An 18463-nucleotide genomic window follows, 5' to 3' on the forward strand; every position below is an offset into this window, starting at 1 on the left:
CTAAATAACAGTAGTGTAGCATAGGGTTAAGCAATGAAGATGTTCAAAAACGGGGCTTCGGCCCCCAAATAATGCGGGAGGTAAGCGGTGGTATGGGGATGTGGAAAGATTTCTGGACAGGCACGTTTAGTTTAGAAGAAGTTGTCATTCTTAAAATGGCACTCGAAGAATCTATAAAAGAGTTTAAAAAAAAGCATTAAAGATATTTCTGAGTCGAAGGCCATGAATCTTACAATCGAAGATAAGGAAAGACTCATAGCCTCTTACACATCGAGAGTGGAAGAATACTCAGCTTTGAGTGAACGGATTGGAAAGGCAACAAAGTGAATAATTAAGGATTTGGGAACCGCCTGACGTGGCCCTAGCAGGCCGAAACCTACCGGTCATGCTGCCGGTTTGCCAATTTCTCACTTTTGAAGAAAAAAAGAAGGAAAAAAAACGGGAATAAGATGTGTTGCTTGGTTTTAGACATGCTATATTTATATCATCGAAGAATTGAGAAACGCCACGGAGCGCCGGAAACGGTATGTCGTGGCGTTTTCTTTTACCACAAATGTGAAAGGGTGCCGCGCAATGAATAAAGATGAATATGTACTCGTTGACTCTGCAGCACTGGTCGATTACATCTACGACCAAATGGTGGATGAAGAATTGGAGCTTAGGGAAGTAATTGAGCGCGTTCTTCAACTGGAGATGGAATATCTCGAAAGTATCGGGCTGGCCGTGAAGGTGGACGAAGCCGACACCGAAACGGATTGCATGTCATGCGGTTCATGTGATACACCTTATTGCCGTCCAGATTGACACGTAAGGGACGCTAGGACCTGATTTAATGGTACGGGTTGGTACGGTGTTTCTAACGTCTTTATACGGGCATTTTGTAGGCCTACCATCGCCAACTAGGGGTGGCATTATGGAGGTAAGGTACAATATCATCATTCATTTGCCGGAGACGGATGATAACCGGCTACAAGACATCATGAACAAACTAGATGAAAGCTATCCAGACAAAAAGGTCAATATAGCAACGATTACGAAACTGGCGCTGGCGAAATTGCTGGAGGCATACGAAACTGACCAAAAAGCGCTTATTAATGAATTCGGCAACTTTAAGGGGTGATCGAGATAAAGACAGCCGATCCATTCTATAAGTCGACACGCTGGAAACGAAAGCGAGAGAAGATACTGAGACGTGATGAATATATGTGCCAAGAGAGCAAAAGGTACGGTAAGACTGAACCGGCGACAACGGTGCATCATATCTATCCTTTGGAGCAATATCCGGAGCTGGCGCTGGTGGACTGGAATCTGCTTTCCCTTTGCGAGAAGCAGCACAATGCCATGCATGACCGGACGACAGGGGAATTGACGGAGCTAGGCAGGAAGTGGCAGGAGAAGGCAAGGGACAAGTTCGAGGAATGGAGGGAGCAGCATGGATGAAAAACAGGGAGAAGGCAATGATCATGGATAAGTGGGAGTTATTAAGAAGGTTCATCAAGCTTGAATTAGTTGAAGCACAAAATAACTACGAATCAACGATAGAAAGGCAGTTGGAACGAATTTTAAAACATATGACTTTATTGGAAGATCAGCGATTTGGAAAAGAAAGAATCACCATCGATCTGTGGAGAGAACAGGATCGAACCATTTTCCAGCAGGTACCCCCCCACCCTCAAGGCTGATTTTGGAGGGCCGTGGGGACCGGGCTGGGGCCCCTCTTCCAATAGTGCGAGGTCTGGAAAACTTTTTTCGGGAGGTGAGAGAGTTGGCGGCGAAAAAGAAATCGGGGATTAAACGCGAAACGATTGCACTCATGAAAACGCTCGGCGTATACAAGGAGCAGTATGATCCGATCATCGAAATTTACGCTGAGCTCCGGGAACAATATGCGGCACTCACGAAGCAGTTTGAGAATAGCGGATATGCTTTCGAAGTCGAGACAATGCAGGGGGGAGCAAAGAAAGCCCCGATCGTTGCGACGCTCGAATCCCTCCGAAAAGACATACTGGCGTACGCAGACCGGCTTTGCCTGAATCCGAAGATCATCGACGGAATCACTGTCGAGACGAAAAAGAAATCCGCGCTGGCTGCAGCGCTGAGTGCCATTGAAAAATGAATCCCCCAACCTCGATGTTGTGCTGGAGTACGCCAGAAGCATTGTCGAGGGCCGGAAGATCGCTGGGAAAGAATTGGTCCAAGCATGCCGACGATTCTTGAAGGATCTTGAGAACCCGGAATATGAGTTTCGGACCAAGGACCCGGAGTTTGTTGTCGGCATCATCGAGCGCACGTTCGTCCATGACAAGGGCGAAACGTTGGACGGCACGCCGCTGCGCGGGAAACCGTTCCTGCTCGAACCGTGGCAAAAATTCATCATCTACAACCTACTGGGCTTCTTCAAGGCCGGGACCAACGAACGCCGATACAAAGAGGCGTTTATTTTTATTCCCCGGAAAAACGGGAAAACCCGGCTTGTCGCCGCGCTGGCTTGGGCGCTCGCGTTACTAAGTCGCCGATCCGGTGCCACGATCTACATCACGGCGCACGCCTTGAAACAGTCCAAGCAGGCTTTCGAGTTCATCCTTTTCAATCTCAAGAGGATGGGCGAAGAAGAAAATTTCCGAATCCTGAACAACAACCAAGAACACAGCATCACCGGCGACCTGGGCGACGGATCGATATACATTGAGGCCCTTGCAGCTAACCCGGACCGGCAGGACTCGCTCAATTGCAACATCGCCATAGCGGACGAACTTCACGCCTACACACGTCCGAAGCAATACAACATCATCAAAGAGTCGATGAAGGCATACACCAATAAGCTCATGATCGGTATCACGACGGCCGGGGACGACATGAGCAGCTTCTGCTACCAGCGGCTGCAGTACTGCCAGAAGATTATGGACGGCACGAACCGGGATGAGGCCTATTTCATCTTCATCGCTAAGGCGGATCAGGACGAGCGCGGGAACGTGGATTATACCAGTGCAGAACAGCACGAAAAGGCGAATCCAAACTACGGCGTCACGATCCGGCCCGAAGACATCATGAACGACGCGCTGCAGGCGCAGAACGATCCACAACAGCGGAAGGACTTCCTTGCCAAGTCGCTCAATATCTACACGTCTGCGATGCTTGCGTACTTCGACATTCACGAGTTCCGGCTGAGCAACAAGAAGCATACATGGACGCTGGAGGAGCTGGCGCGGCTGCCGATCAACTGGTACGGCGGCGCGGACATGGCGAAGCTGCATGACTTGACGGCGGCGGCGCTCTATGGCGAATACGAGGATATCGCAATCGTCATCACGCACGCTTGGTTCCCGATCGTCGCGGCGACGGCCAAGGCGGAGGAAGACGGCATACCGCTCTTCGGCTGGATGGACGACGGTTGGCTGACGATGACCAACACGCCTATCACGAACCATGCGGAGGTTGTCAACTGGTTCGTGGCGATGAAGCGGAAAGGCTTCAAGATCCGGCAGATTGGCTTTGACAGGAAATTCTCAGCCGAGTTCTTCCGCGACGCCAAGAAGGCGGGCTTCAAGCTAGTAGACGAGCCGCAGTACTTTTGGAGGAAAAGCCAAGGCTTCCGCAGGATCGAACAAAAAGTGAAGTCTGGGAAGTTGTACTATTTGAACAGTGAGGCATACGAATACTGTGTTCAAAACGTCCATGCAATTGAAAAAACCGATGACATGATCCAATACGAAAAGGTCGATGAGAAAAAGCGCATCGACCTTTTTGATGCGTCCGTGTTTGCCTGCGTCCGGTATATCGAGGATACAGACAAAGGGAAAGCCAAGGATGATTGGCTCAAAGGAGGTGACACGACAGAGTGAGCAAAAAACGGAGACAAACACGGTCCGATCCGACGCCAATCGGGATTTTTATGGCGGGAGGCGATCCATCCATCTTGGTCCCGGAAGGATATGTACGACTTTCAGACAATCCCGAGGTGCGCATGGCCATCGATCGTATTGCGGACTTGGTCAGCAGCATGACGATTCACCTGATGCGTAACACTGACGAGGGCGACATCCGGGTGCGAAATGAGTTGTCGCGAAAGATCGACATCAATCCGTACAGCTTGATGAGCCGCAAAGAATGGATGTATTACATCGTCCACACGATGCTGCTCGAAGGCGACGGTAACAGTGTCGTCTATCCGACGACCCGCGACGGGCTGATTGACGAACTGATTCCGGTTCCGCCAAGTAGGGTGACATTCCCCACTCTACCTGAAAACGACCTTGGCCTGACAACGCGCTATCAAGTATCGATCCAAGGGCGTCTGTACAATCATGATGAGATCTTACATTTCCGAATCAACCCGGACCCGGACCGGCCTTGGATTGGCCGAGGGTATCGCCTGATTCTCAAGGACGTGGTCGGCAATCTCAAACAGGCCGCAACAACCAAGAAGGCGTTTATGGGCGATAAATGGCGGCCGTCCATCATCGTAAGTGTCGACGCGGATACGTCGGAGTTTCGGGACCAAGCAGCACGCGACAAACTGATCGAGCAATACCTTGGCGACGGCAAAAGCGGAAAACCGTGGATCATCCCGGAAGCGATAATCAAGATTGACCAGATACGGCCGCTCAGCCTGCAGGACATAGCCATACACGAATCGGTTCAAATCGACAAAAGGACGGTCGCCGCTATGCTTGGCGTTCCGGCCTTTTTTGTTGGCGTCGGAAATTTCGATAAGGAAGAGTACAACGCGTTCATTCAAACGCGGATCGGCCCGCTAGCTCTTGGTATAGCGCAGGAGTTGACGCGGAAATTGCTGTTCGCTCCGGACTTGTTCTTCCGGTTTAATGCGCGGTCGCTTTATTCGTACAGTTTGATAGATCTGGTGACGGCTGGAACGTCGCTTGTCGATCGGAACACGCTCCGTCGCAACGAGCTGCGCGACTGGATCGGCATGAGCCCAGACCCGGAGATGCATGAGTTGATCGTACTGGAAAACTATGTTCCTGCGGGTCAACTTGGCGATCAGAAAAAATTAAACCAAGGGGGAGGTGATGGCAATGGATAGGGAAATACGCCAGACTCGCAGCTTGCGGACAAAGTTAGAGACGCGCGCGGCCGATGGCGACGACATGGTCATCGAGGGTTACTTCGCCGTTTTCAACCGGCAAACGGAACTATGGCCGGGAGCCTTCGAGGAAATCGCGCCAGAAGCATTCGAGCGGACGCTCGGCAACGATATCCGGGCTCTCGCGAATCATGAAACGATGTTCGTCCTCGGCAGGAACAAGGCGGGAACGCTGGAGTTGAAAACGGACAGTCACGGCCTTTGGGGCCGGATCAAGATCAACCCAGACGACGTAGATGCCATGAACCTGTACGCGCGGGTGAAACGCGGCGATGTGGACCAATGCAGCTTCGGCTTCAACATCGTTCGAGAAGAAACGGACTGGCGCGACGATGGTACCGTGAAGTGGACGATTCGCGAGATCGACCTACATGAGGTCAGCGTCGTCACGTTCCCGGCGTATGCCGACACTGGCGTTCAGGCCCGGAAGGCCGAGGTTGCACAACACCGCGAGCGGCAACTGGAGCAGCGAAAACACAACTTGAAAGCGAGGTTAAAAGGAAATGGCTCTTAAACAATTGATGCTGGGGAAGAAAATCGAACAGCGGAAGGCGGTGCTTGCCGAACTACTGGAGCAGGAGAACGGACTGAACACCCGTTCGGCCGAACTGGAGGCTGCCGTCGAGGAGGCGAAGACCGACGAGGAAATCGCCGCCGTTGAAGAAGAAGTAACGGCACTCGAAGCTCAGAAGGCCGAGCTGGACGAAAAGAAGTCCAAGCTTGAGGGCGAGATTGCCGAACTTGAAGGCGAGCTTGAGCAACTCAATGCGAATGACCCTAGAGATCAGCAACGCTCTGCAAATACTCAAAGAAGAGGTGGGAACGAAATGACGAAAGAATACCACATCGCACAAGTCCGCAAAATGCTTGAAACTGGGGAATATTATCACCTTCCAGAGGTCCGCGATTTCTACGAGAAATTCAAGAATCTGCGCGTTGTTACCGGCGGAGAGCTCACGATTCCTAATATCGTCATTAATCGGATCATGGATATCGTCGGCGACTACACGACGCTGTATCCGCTGGTCGATAAAATCCGCGTGAGTGGTACCGCTCGTATTTTGATTGATACCGATACTGCTCCGGCGACATGGATGGAAATGAAATCGTCGCTTCCAACGGGCGACGTCGGAACGATTACAAATGTCGACTTCGACGGATTTAAAGTTGGCAAGGTGACGTTCGTCGATAATTACCTGTTGCAGGACAGCATCATCAATCTTGACGATTATGTCGTTCGCAAGATCGCTCGCGCTATTGCCAAGGCGCTGGATCTGGCAATTTTGAAAGGCGAAGGGTCGGCGAATAAGCAACCTACCGGCATCATCCCGGCCATCCCAGCTGGGAACAAGGTAACCGTCGAAGCTGATGCAAAACTGTTGGTTAACCTTCTCAAACAGGTATCGTTGGTTGATACGGGCGATGATAGTGTGGGGGAAATCGTTGCTGTGATGAAACGGCAAACGTATTACAATCGCCTGCTGGAGTATTCGATCAACGTCAATAGCGAAGGTAATGTAGTCGGGAAATTGCCGAATCTGCAACAACCAGATCTTTGTGGTTTGCGTGTCAAGTTTAACCAAAACATGCCGCTAGACGAAGTTATTTTCGGCGAATTTGAACAGTATACACTCGTTGAGCGCGAAGATATCAGCATTGATCGGTCCGAACACGTCAAATTCGTCGAGGACCAAATGGCATTCCGTGGCAAGGGGCGGTTCGACGGCAAGCCAGTGCGCCCAGAAGCGTTCGCCCTTGTCACGATCACAGAGCCGACAAACCCCTAATGGCTTTCAGCAGCCCCGAGACACAGCCCGATCTTGACGCCATGACGAAGGCCGAGCTCTTGAAATTCGCCGAGGACCATGGCGTCACAGGGGTGTCGTCTACCATGCTGAAAGCAGACATCATTTCGACCATCAAGGGGGCGATGGGATGGACGTAGCTTTGATCGTATCTATCGTGAAAGAACGTCTTGGTATCCGCATGGCGATCCGTGACGGATACTTGACCTATATTGTCAATGGGGTTGTTCGAGAGCTTGAAGACGAAAAAGGGATCGTCCTGCAGCCTGACAATGCCAACCATCTCATGTTTTGTGTGGACTTGGCCACATGGCGGTATCAAAGCCGGGACAGCACCGGCGCGATGCCGCGACACCTGCAGTATCGCCTCCATAACCTGATCATCCATTCAGGAACGGGCGGTGCTACACCATGACCTACGACTATGAGGTTACGCTGATCGGGCAGACGTTCGAAGAGGACGAGATCGGCAACCAGATTCCGGTCGAGACAAAGATGGCAATCTTGTGCGACAAGAAGTCAGCCAGCCGGAGCGAGTTCTACAATGCGGCTGCTGCTGGCTTGCGGCCGGAATTCGTGCTGGTCGTCCATGCATACGAATACAGCGGCGAACAGGTAGTCGAATTCGAGGGGAGCCGTTACCGCGTCATTCGCACGTATGCGACCGGCTTTGAGGAACTGGAACTTACCTGCGAGAGGGTGATCGGAAATGGCTGACATATCGGTTGACCAGCTGGCCGACGCGATCACAAAAGCTGTCCGGGAGTATACGGAGGACGTAAGCGAAGCGATCGACCGCAAAGTCGACGAGGTTGCGGAGAACATACGGGCGACCACAACGGCAGAAGCGCCGAAGAGGTCGGGGAAATACGCGAAAGGCTTCAAGGTCACGAAGCAGGGCAACCGCCGGTATGTGTGGAACAAGAAGGACCACCGTCGGGTGCATCTACTTGAATTCGGACATGCCAAGCTCGGCGGCGGGCGTGTTCAGGCGTATCCTCATTTGCGGCCAGCCTATGACAAGCACGTCGGCGAACTGGAGGACGGCGTTAAGCGGATTATACGCAACGGAGGCGGGACATGACGCAAGCGGAATTATACCAATCCTTGAAGTTGCTCGGCATGCCTGTAGCGTACGGCGGCTTTGAAGAACCGGCTCCGACGCCGCCGTTCATCACATACCAATTCGCGTATTCAAGCGACATAGTGGCAGATAATCAGAACTATATGGAGATCGGCAATTTTCAGGTCGAGCTATACACGACCAAGAAGGAGCCGGCTATCGAGAAGCGAGTGCAAGACAAGCTTAAGGAGCTGCGTCTGCCATATTCCAAAGTGGAAGCATGGCTAGATGAAGAGGGTATCCGGCAAATCATTTACGAAATCCAACTCATAGGAGGGTGACAGCATGTCTCAAAACAAGGTAACATTCGGCCTTGAGAAGGTTCATGTCGCATTTGTGGACCCCTCGGCCACGACTCAACCGGCATGGAAGACGCCGACCCCGATTCCAGGAGCTGTGCGCTGGACGCCGTCGACGGTTGGCGAAGAAACCGCGTTCTACGCGGACAACACAAAATATTTCGTGGCGACCGCCAACAACGGGTATACTGCCGAGCTTGAGATGGCACTTGTACCGGATGCGGTCTTGGCCGAAATGCTCGGGTGGGAGATCGACAGCAACGGTATGTTGGTCGAAATTGCGGATGCGATGCCGAAAAAATTTGCCTTACTCGGGCAGATTCAAGGCGACAAGAAGAACCGCCGATTCGTATACTACGACTGCCAAGCGTCCCGCCCGGCGAAGGAGAGGAAAACGAAAGCGGAGAACCTTGAGGTGACCACGGACGTCCTGAATACGACTATTTCCCCGATTGAGATCGGCGGTAAGATGATCGTTAAGGGTGATTTGGAACTAAGCGACACAAATGCGACAGCATATAACAGCTTTTTCAATGCTGTCTACATGCCAACATTTGGTGGAGGGAGCGGAACCTAATGCGCGAATTGAATATTGGTGAAAAAACGGTCAGAGTCAGGGCGACCCCTCTGGCTCTTCTTTTTTACAAGCAGGAATTCAAGTCGGACCTTATTGGCGATCTGCTGAAGCTGGATAAAGTCCGGCGTGATCCTAGTCAATTGGATTCCGTATCGTTCTTGCAGCTCATTTGGGCAATGGCGAAAGCAGATGCTTACGGAAAGTCTTTTCCTTCGTTTGTGGAGTGGATTGCTTCGCTGGATTCTTTCGACCTTTCGGATCAAGATGTCCTTGCTGCGGCCATGGAGGAGGCAACATCGGGCTTTTTTCGTTCCGGAGTCAAGTCCGGAGCAGCCAAGCGACGATGAAGTAAGTGATCAAATTGAGATCGACCTTCTCGCTATCGGCAAAAAGGTTGGTCTAAGTTTCGGTGAAATGAATGAGCTTCGCGTCAGGGATTTGCTTGCACTTGCAAAGGCGTATGCTGGCAATCGAGACAAGGGACCGAGAGAGGCCACGCAAGCGGACATAGACGCATTTTACGGAGGATAGGGGGCGGGACCATGGCCGAAACAATCAAAGGGATTAACGTCGTCATCGGATCGGACACGACCGGGCTATCCGCTGCCCTATCCGATGTGAACAAAAAGAGCAAGGACATTCAATCCGAGCTGAAACAAGTGGAGCAACTGCTCAGACTGGACCCGACAAACACCGAACTGGTTGCGCAGAAGCAAAAACTTCTGAGCGATGCGGTCTCGAATACAAGTGAAAAACTGGACCGCCTGAAAGCAGCGCAACAACAGGTGGCCGATCAATTTGCAAGAGGCGAGATATCCGAAGGGCAGTACCGGGCGTTTCAACGTGAGATTGCCAAAACAACGCAAGAGTTGCAGTCTTTAGAGAATCGTCTGAAAGCGGCCGGACCCGAGTTGAAGTCATTCGGAGACAAAGCTGGTGAAGTGGGGACCAAGCTGAAAGAAAGCTCCGAAAAATTCAGTGGTATCGGGGAAAAATTGTCTCTTGGCTTGACGGCCCCCATAGCCGGAATTGGAATTGCAGCAGGGAAAACGGCCGCTGATGTTGACGCTGCCGCAGGCAAGATGCAGGCCCGTCTTGGACTGACGGCAGAAAAAGCCGCAGAGCTCTCACAAGCTGGCTTGAATATTTGGAAGAACGGCTTCGGGGAATCGCTGGAGGAAGTCAACCACGCGCTAGCGACGACCGGCCAGAATATTCAGGGGTTGGACAACGCTTCGCTATCCCAGTTGACCCAAAGCGCACTCACGCTGCAGCAAGTATTTGACGCTGACGTAAACGAGACAACGCGGACGGCCTCCGTCCTGATGAAAAACTTCGGCGTTGATGGTCAGTCCGCCATGGACCTGATCACGTTGGGATTCCAGAAAGGCGGGGATTTCTCAGGGGAGTTGCTGGATACCCTTAGGGAATACGCGCCACAATTCAAGGCATTGGGGATATCGGCTGACGATGCGCTTGGGATTCTGATCAAGGGAACCGAGTCCGGCGCATTCAACCTCGACAAGGTCGGGGATGCCCTGAAAGAGTTCAACATCCGAATCAAAGACGGCAGCGACAGCACGTCTGAGGCGCTCTCAATGCTTTTTGCCCCGGATAACATCGAAGAGTTTACCCAAGCCCTCATGACCGGATCCAAGAATTCTGCGGAATACATGGAACTACTGCAGAGAGTATCCTCTGAGACTGCAGCTCAATTGGTGGCGGACTTGCAAAGCGGAGGTAAAAAGTCGGAAGATGCCTACCTGGCGCTGCAAAGCATCATGGGGGATGGGACCAAGATCCTGACCGGCCTGTCCAACGGCTCAATAAAAGGGCGGGACGCACTCGTCAGCGTGATCCAGAAACTGCGAGAGATTGAAGACCCGATTCAGCAAAACACGATCGGCGTGGCCCTTTTTGGGACGCAGTGGGAAGACCTCGAAAAAGATGTCGTTCTTGCTCTGGACGGCGGGATCGGCGCGCTTGGGGAATTTCAGGGAGCGACTGAAAAAGCCGGACAGGCCGCCCGGGATAACTTTGGCACCGAGCTTGCAAAATTCTGGCGGGACCTGCAAGCTGACCTCGTTCCCCTCGGGAAATCGATGCTTGATATGGCCCAAATCATTCTCCCACCCCTGATTGCGGCCATTCAGCAGCTGGCAAACTGGTTTTCCGGCCTGTCACCGGCAGCGCAAAGCGTTGTGGCTGTGATTGCCAGCATAGCTGCGGCGATAGGCCCCGCATTGGTCATTATCGGCCAACTCGTCAGCGCGGTCGGATCGATCATGAGTGCATTTTCTGCTGCATCTGGTGCTATAGCGGCGGCGGGCGGTGTCATGGCTGCACTGACTGGTCCAATCGGCATTGCAATCGCCGCTATTGGGGCCTTGGCTGCAGGAGCATATCTCGTCATCAAGAATTGGGACACGATCAAAGAGTTTTTCACTGGTCTTTGGGACTGGATCGACAATTTTTTCGGCGGATGGGGCGCAGAAGTCACGGCTGCCTTGTTCCCTTTTCTGGGTATACCACTCGTTATCGCGAAACATTGGGATGCGATCAAAGAAGGGTTATCCGTTCTTTGGGACTGGATCAAAGATTTCTTTTCCAAATGGGGAGACTTGCTCATTCCTTTACTTGCTCCATTTCTAGCCATCCCGTTAATGGTCGTCAGGCATTGGGAAGATATCAAAGTTGGCCTTGAAGCGGTCTGGAAATGGATCAAGGATACCGGTGTCGAGTGGTTCAATCGCACAAAAGAAGGTTTCGTGCAGATTTGGGACGGCATCAAGACATATTTCAGCGGCGTATGGGATCTGATCAAGAACATATTCGGCGGCGCAATCCTGCTGATTGTTGACCTCGTTACTGGCGATTTTGAAAAGTTAAAGTCCGATTCTGAGGCAATTTGGAACAACCTCAAGGCTGCTCTTGGGCAAATATGGGAAGGCATCAAGAAGGTATTTTCAGGGGCGCTCAGCGTGATTGAGGGGCATGTCACGACCGCTTGGAACGCCATGAAGACGGTATCTACCACGATCTGGGATGCAATCGTTGGGGGAATAGAAAAAGCGATTGAATGGATCAAGAATTTACCTTCCACCATGGTCCAGTTCGGGAAAGACATGATTCAAGGACTGATAGACGGAATCAAAAATATGACGGGCAAAGTCGGAGATGCAATCAGGGGTATCGCGGATCAGATCACCAGCGGAATCCGCAAAGCATTGGACATCCATTCTCCGTCGCGAGTGATGGAAACTCTGGGCGAGTACACCGGAGAGGGTTTTGCGATAGGAATAGGCAATACGGTGTCTGACGTACGACAACGAGCTTCCGATATGGCTGCCGCCGCCTCTGGGGTATTGGCTGGTGTATCGGCCCCGTCAGTGCAAGCCGCTGGCGCATCCACAGCGGGCGGAGGAGGAAGCATTATCAACTTCGAAGGAATGTTTGCAGGGGCTAATATCAACATTCGGAGCGATGACGATATCAGGAAGATGATGCGCGAAATTTGGAGCTTGGCCGGTCAAGCACAGCGCGGGATGGGAGGTGCGACGGTATGACGTCCATGGTCTGGCTTGGCAGCAAGTCGAACGATGATTTAGGGTTTGTCGTGAAAGGCACGTCCAAGCGTCCGGCGCTACCGGGTACCGTGGACCGCACCGTCACCATCCCCGGGCGACATGGAGCTTGGGATTACGGGGCTGATCTTAGTCCGCGTCAATTTGTGCTTGAGTGTGCATTTTTGACTCGCGATGCGTTCGTGCTCCAGCAGAAGGTGGTCGCTCTGGCAGCGCATCTGGTCGATAGCTACGGTCGGCCGCGTGACATGGAGCTACGCTTTCGGGAACGTCCTGATCAGTATTTTATTGCCCGTTTTGTCGGCTCGTTCGACATTGATCGTATCATCGGTACCGGCGTATTCTCGCTTCCCTTCACTGCCTATGATCCGTTTGCATACGGACCCGAAAAGATATACGAAACAACCATTACGACATCGCCGTTTTCGTTTGAAATCGATTCAGGCGGGAATGTTCGGACGCAGCCGGTCATTGTTCTTACAAATGTGGGGACGTCCACGATTAGGACTTTCAAAATTGTCAATGAATACTTGGTTGAATAGGAGGAGGGGCCAACTTGAACGTAAGCGATTATTTAGCCTCAAGGTTGCTTAATGGAGTCTTCCGCAACACAGCCTATACTTTCCCGGACACGGTCTATATCGCCCTGTACACGTCGGACCCGATGGCTGCAGATACGGGGCAGGAAGTGAGCGGCGGGGCTTACGTACGGAAAACTGTTACTTTTACGGCGTCGGCGCTTGAAAACGGAAAGCAAACCATCAAAAACTCGGCCGACATTGAGTTTCCGGTTGCTACGGCCGATTGGGGGACCGTCACACACATTGGGATACGAGACGCCGCCACGGGCGGGAATCTGCTGTACTTCGGCGCGCTGACCGCTCCACGGACGATCCTCTCCGGCGACCGGTTCAAACTGCTTACAAATAGCCTCGTGCTGACGCTGCGATAGGAGGGAGAGGACGATGCCACAACAAACGATGTACCCTGCAGCGGTCAATAGCCTTCAAACCGAGCTGGCCGCCGCTGTCGATGCTACACAGACGACTATCGCGGTCGCTGACGCCTCTCTGTTGCCGGCCGCGCCGAACCTCGCGGTGATCGGCAGCGATGAGACGGCAGAAACGATTCTGTATACGGGGAAGAGCGGGAACAGCCTGACGGGGATCACACGAGGATTCCAAGGCACTGCAAAGGGATGGAGCGCTGGCATAAAGGTTGCGAGGTACTTCACGGCCTATGACCACGATACATTTCGCGGGAATATACAGGACCTTGGGGCGCGTATGGATGCCACTGAATCCGCACTTCCGCTGCGCTCTATTTCACGACAAGCGATTATCAACGGCGGATTCGACGTGGCACAACGCGGGGTATCCGTCACGCAAAATGGGGGCAGTTTCGGTCCTGAAAACGCTTATGGGTATGGATTGGATAGATGGATAGGTCAGGTTTACGCGGGGGTTGGCGGCACAGGGACAGCTAGCTTTACCATGTCGCAGCAACAATTTGCGGCAGGACAAACCGCGGTACCGGGAAATCCCAAATATTTCGGAAGGCTGAGTGTAGTGGCGTTAGGCAATAAGGGCACGTCGTCCGGATTCATTAGATTTTCCCAATTTATTGAGTCCGTGTATACTTTCGCCGGGCAAAAATGTACGGCGAGCTTTTGGGCGAAATCAAGCAGCGCCCGGCAAATCGCTGTCTCTTTACATCAGTACTACGGCGATGGCGGAAGCGCGTCGCCGGCAGTATCTTGTCCCGGAGGTAGAACGATCAACCTGACGACATCGTGGCAGTTTTTTACGATTACCTTCGACGTTCCATCTATTGCTGGAAAAACTCTAGGCACTAATAAGAATGACTACTTAGGGCTTTATTTCATTCCTTACAAACAGGATGACAGCGTCGTCTCCATACCTTCCGGTGAGGTCGGCACATTCGCTACTGGTGATTTTGACTTCGCCCAAGTCCAGCTTTGCGCCGGTGACGTTGCCCTTCCGTTTCAGCCACGGAGTTTTGCGGAGGAGTTAGCGCTGTGTCAGCGGTATTTCGAAAAGAGCTACAACTATGATGTGCTCCCGGGTTCAGCAGTTCCTGAGGGATCTATACACCTTCTCGCAAGCGATAATGCTAATACAAAGTTTGTTATACCAACCGTTGGGTTCAGCGTAAAAAAACGGATTACACCGACAATAACCATTTATGATACCGCTGGAAACATTGGGAAAATAACAACAAGGGATGTTTCGGATAACCCAACACATAACGTAACACCAAGTATTGGGGCTACCAATGTTGGGACATCCGCTTTTAAAGTCAAACACCAGGGCGCGGTTGCGGGTATTTCATTCCAATGGACTGCGGACAGCGAGCTCTAAGGAGGAAAACCATGGACGGATACAAACATTACGTACGGACCGACGCGGCCGGGGTTGTCGTTCACGGCTTTTCGTCCGCGTTCGAATCGCCGGAGCCGACGGATATTTGCATCGACGAAAACGCGGGACGGCATTTTACGCTTCAACTCCGAAACGAGCGCGGCCAACTGAGATACAAGATGCAAAAAGGGAAATTGGTCGAGCGAACGCAAGCCGAACTAGACGCGGAGTGGAATACCCGCCCGGCGGAACCTCCTTCGGCGCTTGAACTGCTCGGCCGTCAATTGGTCGCTTTGGAGTTGCGCCAACTTGAGGGGAGGCAGTAGCCATGACTGATTTCGAGAGAATCAGGCTGTACTACGAATTGAAGTGGGCGACGAAGGAGCAACTGCAAAAATATGTTCAATTCAATGTGATCACACCGGAGGAATACAAAGTGATCACCGGAGAAGCCTATGTTCAATAGAACGCCTTTCAACAGAACGCCGTTCAATCGGCCATTCTCGGTAGACATCTTTGGCAGCATCATCATGAACGGTGTCGGCGGCCTTGAAGCGACGGGGAATATCGAGGTGTACGCGCAGATCGGCCTATCCGGCGTCGGGACCCTTGAAGCCAATGCCATTCGGGAGCTTTTCTTTTCAGCGGCGTTGGAGGGCGTAGGCACGCTTTCTGCTGACGCGATCCGGGAACGTATTACCGCTGCCATCATGAACGGCGTCGGCACGCTGACCGCGCTCGGCAGCCGCTATCATGTCGATTACGTCCAGTTCTCCGGTGAGTTCCGGCCCGGGGATCGGATCATCATCGACTCGAAAAAGCTGAAAATGACGCTCAACGGCGCCAACGCTCTGCACATGATGCAGGGCGATTTTTTTGACCTGAATCTTGGTGAGAACGACCTGACGTATACCGATTCGGAAACAGGCAGATCGGTCCTGATCCGGATCACCTATCGAGACAAATTTGTATAGGAGGACCGCATGCCAAAAGCAGCTGTAACGATATATGACACGAATATGCGCCGCGTGGCGCTGCTGGAGAACGCCTTTTCGATTGGATACGAGATGCCGCTCAATGCCTTGTGGACCGCATCCTTCACCCTGCCAGCGAACGACGAAAAGAATACCGAATGCAGGCCGCTGTACTTCGTTGAAATCTTCGAGGATGATATCAGGATCGATCTTTTCAGGATCACGCCGAACACGGCCCGGCGCAGCAACGACGGCCAGACGATCACGTACCAATGCGAGCACGTGCTTGCTACGCTGCTTGATGACGTGATGTTCCAATACCATACCGTCGGGAACCTGGGCGTATACACGGCCGACGTGCTGCGCTACATCCTGCAGCGCCAATCGACGCAGCGCTGGCAGCTCGGGACGGTCGCTTTCGCAAGGCAGTTTGAATACAACTGGGAAAATGAAAACCTGCTCGGCGCGCTTTTCTCAGTGCCGAAGCCGTTCGTGGAGACGTATCAATGGACATGGGACACGACGGTTTATCCTTGGCGGTTGAACCTTATTGCCCCGTCAGACCAGATTGAGGCTCGCATCCGATACGGCGTGAATCTGAAAGGGATCGAGAAGACGGTGGACCCGACGAACCTATGCACACGGCTGTACGGACTCGGGTACGGTGAGGGCGTTAATCAGCTTACGTTCGCGGAATTGAACGCTGGGAAGCCGTATATCGACGCGGATACGCAGGCCCAGTATGGCGTGATTTCCCGGATCTTCGTAGACCGCCGATTCGAGTTCCCGGACACGCTACTTGCGCGCTGCCAAGCGCTGCTCAACGAAATGAAGACGCCACGGACCACATACCGGGTTCAAGCGGCGGAGTTGTACAGGTTGACGAAAGATCCGATTGACCGGTTTCGAACGGGATCTATGATCCGAATTCAAGACGCTGAGCTGGGCGTCGACGTCACGGCCCGAGTTGTGAACGTGCGAAAAGGGGACCTGTACGGAGCGCCGGGAGACGTTGAAATAGAAATTGCCAACCGCTCGCAGGATATATCGAAAACCATCGCGGACTTGGCAAACCGGCAGCGAATCAATGAGGTGTACGCTCAGGGTGCGACGAACCTTGATTCGCACGACTTCGCGGACAACTGCGATCCACAGCATCCGGCAATCATGCGGTTCTATGTGCCGGAAGAAACCGCAAGGATTAACAAGGTAAGGCTCTCCTATCAAGTTGAGCCGTTCCGGGGATATTCAAAAGGAAACGCTGCAGGCGGTGCAACGACTCGGACTACAAGCAGTGGCGGCGGCGGGGTACAAACGTCATCTGCGGGAGGTGGCACGACGACGACCACGACTTCTGGTGGAGGGAGTACGCCGACAACATCGACCCAACCAATGCAAACGCCGACAACTACAGTAGATAGTCAAAAAATTGTATCGTCTAACCAAGGAATGTGGGGGATCGGCCAAACGTTGGTTCCTTCTGCTCTGAGTGTTGAGGGTAGACATAATCACGGTTTTAACAATGGGGATGTTTTTGTTCTTGCGGATGGAACATACAGAGTCTTCGTGGAATCTGGAGAGCATGCGCATAACATTGTTTCAACACATGATCATACTGTAACAGTACCTGCGCATAGCCATAATGTGACGATACCAGCACATAACCATACTGTAACGATACAGAGCCACAGTCATGATGTGACGATTCCAAGTCACACACACGATGTAACTATACCGGATCATAGCCACCAAGTCGATATACCGAACCATACTCATGAAATAGTACATGGTATTTTCGAAGGTCCCACCCCATCGGCACTAATGGTTCAAGTCGACGGCAACGCTATCCATGGCTTAGGGACGGGCGCAGCGGATGTGGATATCATCCCCTTTCTTGCAAAAGATGAGGGCGGTAAAGTTCGTCGTGGATGGCACGAAATAAAAATCACGCCCAATAATCTCGGGCGTGTCGTGGCTACTGTAGTAGCCCAATTATTTGTACAGTCTCGCGGTGGCGGGGATTATTGAGCGGGAATAAAACCAAGCTTTACAGCGTCCGAGTATCTGAGATAAGCCCTGCCGCTTGTAATCTTTAGCTCTACATCGCTATCGGTGTCACTTTTCAGATAAATAGTGGCAGAAGAATCTTCTACTGTGATGGCTTTTAAAGGGAATGTCAGAGTAGCGTTACCGTTAGTGATAGTTCCTTTTTCTCCATAAGTAGCTTTTACTCCATATTTTTCAGTAAGTTCTTTGATTTCTATCCATTCGTCAGCTTTTGGCGCAGTAGTATTCATATTTTCACCATCCTTTGGTTCTGATACAGCAGGTTGGGGTTCAGTTGTTTTTGTCGGCTCGCCGGTCAGACTGATTTCCCGGGTTGCTTCGTCATACTTAAGCTCGTAACCAAGCAGCCCAGCGACCTCACGGACCGGAAGATAGGACGTGCCATCCACGACAAGCGGGGTAGTTTGGAGTTGCCGTTCTTGGCCGTTCACCTTGAAGACGAATTTTGCGAAGGTAGCTTGGACAGTCTCGTTTGTTGCGGCCAGCGCCGTAGCAGCCGATCCGAGCAGCATGCCTAATGTAAGACCGATCACGAGTTTTTTCATGCTC

25 protein-coding genes are annotated in these 18463 nt (G+C 52.3%); 24 read left to right on the top strand and 1 reads right to left on the bottom strand.

Going from position 1 to position 18463, the window contains the following annotated elements:
• Positions 1 to 573: 573 nt before the first annotated feature.
• The 24 genes from PEH01S_RS03120 (at position 574) to PEH01S_RS03235 (ending at position 17875) form a co-directional block, all read left to right on the top strand.
• Positions 574 to 804 carry a hypothetical protein gene (locus PEH01S_RS03120; RefSeq protein ID WP_127483919.1) on the top strand — a complete coding sequence of 77 codons (231 nt, stop codon included), beginning with the start codon at positions 574 to 576 and terminating at the stop codon, positions 802 to 804.
• 109 nt (positions 805 to 913) lie between these two features.
• Positions 914 to 1120, top strand: coding sequence for a hypothetical protein (locus tag PEH01S_RS03125; RefSeq protein WP_025849098.1), 207 nt, complete (start codon positions 914 to 916; stop codon positions 1118 to 1120).
• A gap of 131 nt (positions 1121 to 1251) precedes the next feature.
• Entirely contained in the window at positions 1252 to 1440 is a 189-nt protein-coding gene (locus PEH01S_RS35990) for a hypothetical protein (RefSeq protein WP_307720065.1), read from the top strand.
• Positions 1441 to 1463: 23 nt separating this feature from the next.
• Positions 1464 to 1682 (top strand): hypothetical protein, encoded by a 219-nt coding sequence (locus PEH01S_RS03135; protein WP_127483920.1) that lies wholly within the window; start codon positions 1464 to 1466, stop codon positions 1680 to 1682.
• 74 nt (positions 1683 to 1756) lie between these two features.
• A complete protein-coding gene (locus tag PEH01S_RS03140; RefSeq protein ID WP_407669414.1) occupies positions 1757 to 2116 on the top strand; it encodes a P27 family phage terminase small subunit in 360 nt (119 codons plus the stop codon).
• A complete protein-coding gene (locus PEH01S_RS03145; protein ID WP_164827667.1) occupies positions 2106 to 3842 on the top strand; it encodes a terminase large subunit in 1737 nt (578 codons plus the stop codon). The genes PEH01S_RS03140 and PEH01S_RS03145 overlap by 11 nt, the downstream gene beginning before the upstream one ends.
• Positions 3839 to 5044 (top strand): phage portal protein, encoded by a 1206-nt coding sequence (locus PEH01S_RS03150; protein ID WP_025849104.1) that lies wholly within the window; start codon positions 3839 to 3841, stop codon positions 5042 to 5044. Before PEH01S_RS03145 ends, PEH01S_RS03150 begins: the two co-directional genes overlap by 4 nt.
• A 22-nt stretch (positions 5045 to 5066) precedes the next feature.
• Positions 5067 to 5618, top strand: coding sequence for an HK97 family phage prohead protease (locus PEH01S_RS03155; RefSeq protein WP_307720066.1), 552 nt, complete (start codon positions 5067 to 5069; stop codon positions 5616 to 5618).
• A complete protein-coding gene (locus PEH01S_RS03160; protein WP_025849107.1) occupies positions 5608 to 6891 on the top strand; it encodes a phage major capsid protein in 1284 nt (427 codons plus the stop codon). The genes PEH01S_RS03155 and PEH01S_RS03160 overlap by 11 nt, the downstream gene beginning before the upstream one ends.
• The gene (locus PEH01S_RS34450) at positions 6891 to 7049 is read left to right on the top strand and encodes a hypothetical protein (protein WP_161782240.1); all 159 of its coding nucleotides are present in this window, start codon (positions 6891 to 6893) and stop codon (positions 7047 to 7049) included. The genes PEH01S_RS03160 and PEH01S_RS34450 overlap by 1 nt, the downstream gene beginning before the upstream one ends.
• The gene (locus PEH01S_RS03165) at positions 7040 to 7324 is read left to right on the top strand and encodes a hypothetical protein (RefSeq protein WP_127483922.1); all 285 of its coding nucleotides are present in this window, start codon (positions 7040 to 7042) and stop codon (positions 7322 to 7324) included. Before PEH01S_RS34450 ends, PEH01S_RS03165 begins: the two co-directional genes overlap by 10 nt.
• Positions 7321 to 7626, top strand: a complete 306-nt coding sequence (locus tag PEH01S_RS03170; RefSeq protein WP_127483923.1) for a phage head closure protein — start codon at positions 7321 to 7323, stop codon at positions 7624 to 7626. Before PEH01S_RS03165 ends, PEH01S_RS03170 begins: the two co-directional genes overlap by 4 nt.
• Positions 7619 to 7993 (top strand): HK97 gp10 family phage protein, encoded by a 375-nt coding sequence (locus PEH01S_RS03175; protein WP_127483924.1) that lies wholly within the window; start codon positions 7619 to 7621, stop codon positions 7991 to 7993. Before PEH01S_RS03170 ends, PEH01S_RS03175 begins: the two co-directional genes overlap by 8 nt.
• Positions 7990 to 8313 (top strand): hypothetical protein, encoded by a 324-nt coding sequence (locus tag PEH01S_RS03180; RefSeq protein ID WP_127483925.1) that lies wholly within the window; start codon positions 7990 to 7992, stop codon positions 8311 to 8313. The genes PEH01S_RS03175 and PEH01S_RS03180 overlap by 4 nt, the downstream gene beginning before the upstream one ends.
• Positions 8314 to 8317: 4 nt before the next feature.
• Entirely contained in the window at positions 8318 to 8908 is a 591-nt protein-coding gene (locus PEH01S_RS03185) for a major tail protein (RefSeq protein WP_127483926.1), read from the top strand.
• A complete protein-coding gene (locus PEH01S_RS03190) occupies positions 8908 to 9255 on the top strand; it encodes a hypothetical protein (RefSeq protein ID WP_127483927.1) in 348 nt (115 codons plus the stop codon). Before PEH01S_RS03185 ends, PEH01S_RS03190 begins: the two co-directional genes overlap by 1 nt.
• Positions 9256 to 9450: 195 nt before the next feature.
• Complete coding sequence (locus PEH01S_RS03200) at positions 9451 to 12474, top strand: phage tail tape measure protein (RefSeq protein ID WP_127483929.1); 3024 nt, start codon at positions 9451 to 9453, stop codon at positions 12472 to 12474.
• A complete protein-coding gene (locus PEH01S_RS03205; RefSeq protein WP_127483930.1) occupies positions 12471 to 13034 on the top strand; it encodes a distal tail protein Dit in 564 nt (187 codons plus the stop codon). Before PEH01S_RS03200 ends, PEH01S_RS03205 begins: the two co-directional genes overlap by 4 nt.
• 14 nt (positions 13035 to 13048) lie before the next feature.
• A complete protein-coding gene (locus PEH01S_RS03210) occupies positions 13049 to 13444 on the top strand; it encodes a phage tail fiber protein (RefSeq protein WP_127483931.1) in 396 nt (131 codons plus the stop codon).
• A 13-nt stretch (positions 13445 to 13457) separates the two neighbouring features.
• Positions 13458 to 14873, top strand: coding sequence for a hypothetical protein (locus PEH01S_RS03215; protein ID WP_127483932.1), 1416 nt, complete (start codon positions 13458 to 13460; stop codon positions 14871 to 14873).
• 11 nt (positions 14874 to 14884) lie between these two features.
• Positions 14885 to 15199, top strand: coding sequence for a hypothetical protein (locus PEH01S_RS03220; RefSeq protein WP_127483933.1), 315 nt, complete (start codon positions 14885 to 14887; stop codon positions 15197 to 15199).
• 2 nt (positions 15200 to 15201) lie between these two features.
• Positions 15202 to 15339 carry an XkdX family protein gene (locus PEH01S_RS03225; protein ID WP_127483934.1) on the top strand — a complete coding sequence of 46 codons (138 nt, stop codon included), beginning with the start codon at positions 15202 to 15204 and terminating at the stop codon, positions 15337 to 15339.
• Entirely contained in the window at positions 15329 to 15847 is a 519-nt protein-coding gene (locus PEH01S_RS03230; protein WP_127483935.1) for a phage distal tail protein, read from the top strand. The genes PEH01S_RS03225 and PEH01S_RS03230 overlap by 11 nt, the downstream gene beginning before the upstream one ends.
• Positions 15848 to 15856: 9 nt before the next feature.
• Positions 15857 to 17875 carry a phage tail protein gene (locus tag PEH01S_RS03235; protein WP_127483936.1) on the top strand — a complete coding sequence of 673 codons (2019 nt, stop codon included), beginning with the start codon at positions 15857 to 15859 and terminating at the stop codon, positions 17873 to 17875.
• Here the strand turns inward: PEH01S_RS03235 and PEH01S_RS03240 are convergent.
• A complete protein-coding gene (locus tag PEH01S_RS03240; RefSeq protein ID WP_127483937.1) occupies positions 17869 to 18459 on the bottom strand; it encodes a stalk domain-containing protein in 591 nt (196 codons plus the stop codon). The two genes, PEH01S_RS03235 and PEH01S_RS03240, sit on opposite strands and share 7 nt — an antisense overlap.
• Positions 18460 to 18463: the final 4 nt, after the last annotated feature.

Origin of the sequence: Paenibacillus ehimensis NBRC 15659, assembly GCF_004000785.1 — a bacterium.
Lineage (GTDB): Bacteria > Bacillota > Bacilli > Paenibacillales > NBRC-103111 > Paenibacillus_G > Paenibacillus_G ehimensis.

Bases quoted from the DNA above. Each gene is read 5' to 3' on its own strand.
- PEH01S_RS03120 (WP_127483919.1), top strand. From the start codon at position 574: ATGAATAAAGATGAATATGTACTCGTTGACTCTGCAGCACTGGTCGAT.
- PEH01S_RS03125 (WP_025849098.1), top strand. From the start codon at position 914: ATGGAGGTAAGGTACAATATCATCATTCATTTGCCGGAGACGGATGAT.
- PEH01S_RS03135 (WP_127483920.1), top strand. From the start codon at position 1,464: ATGGATAAGTGGGAGTTATTAAGAAGGTTCATCAAGCTTGAATTAGTT.
- PEH01S_RS03160 (WP_025849107.1), top strand. From the start codon at position 5,608: ATGGCTCTTAAACAATTGATGCTGGGGAAGAAAATCGAACAGCGGAAG.
- PEH01S_RS34450 (WP_161782240.1), top strand. From the start codon at position 6,891: ATGGCTTTCAGCAGCCCCGAGACACAGCCCGATCTTGACGCCATGACG.
- PEH01S_RS03165 (WP_127483922.1), top strand. From the start codon at position 7,040: ATGGACGTAGCTTTGATCGTATCTATCGTGAAAGAACGTCTTGGTATC.
- PEH01S_RS03170 (WP_127483923.1), top strand. From the start codon at position 7,321: ATGACCTACGACTATGAGGTTACGCTGATCGGGCAGACGTTCGAAGAG.
- PEH01S_RS03175 (WP_127483924.1), top strand. From the start codon at position 7,619: ATGGCTGACATATCGGTTGACCAGCTGGCCGACGCGATCACAAAAGCT.
- PEH01S_RS03180 (WP_127483925.1), top strand. From the start codon at position 7,990: ATGACGCAAGCGGAATTATACCAATCCTTGAAGTTGCTCGGCATGCCT.
- PEH01S_RS03185 (WP_127483926.1), top strand. From the start codon at position 8,318: ATGTCTCAAAACAAGGTAACATTCGGCCTTGAGAAGGTTCATGTCGCA.
- PEH01S_RS03190 (WP_127483927.1), top strand. From the start codon at position 8,908: ATGCGCGAATTGAATATTGGTGAAAAAACGGTCAGAGTCAGGGCGACC.
- PEH01S_RS03200 (WP_127483929.1), top strand. From the start codon at position 9,451: ATGGCCGAAACAATCAAAGGGATTAACGTCGTCATCGGATCGGACACG.
- PEH01S_RS03205 (WP_127483930.1), top strand. From the start codon at position 12,471: ATGACGTCCATGGTCTGGCTTGGCAGCAAGTCGAACGATGATTTAGGG.
- PEH01S_RS03215 (WP_127483932.1), top strand. From the start codon at position 13,458: ATGCCACAACAAACGATGTACCCTGCAGCGGTCAATAGCCTTCAAACC.
- PEH01S_RS03220 (WP_127483933.1), top strand. From the start codon at position 14,885: ATGGACGGATACAAACATTACGTACGGACCGACGCGGCCGGGGTTGTC.
- PEH01S_RS03225 (WP_127483934.1), top strand. From the start codon at position 15,202: ATGACTGATTTCGAGAGAATCAGGCTGTACTACGAATTGAAGTGGGCG.
- PEH01S_RS03230 (WP_127483935.1), top strand. From the start codon at position 15,329: ATGTTCAATAGAACGCCTTTCAACAGAACGCCGTTCAATCGGCCATTC.
- PEH01S_RS03235 (WP_127483936.1), top strand. From the start codon at position 15,857: ATGCCAAAAGCAGCTGTAACGATATATGACACGAATATGCGCCGCGTG.
- PEH01S_RS03240 (WP_127483937.1), bottom strand. From the start codon at position 18,459: ATGAAAAAACTCGTGATCGGTCTTACATTAGGCATGCTGCTCGGATCG.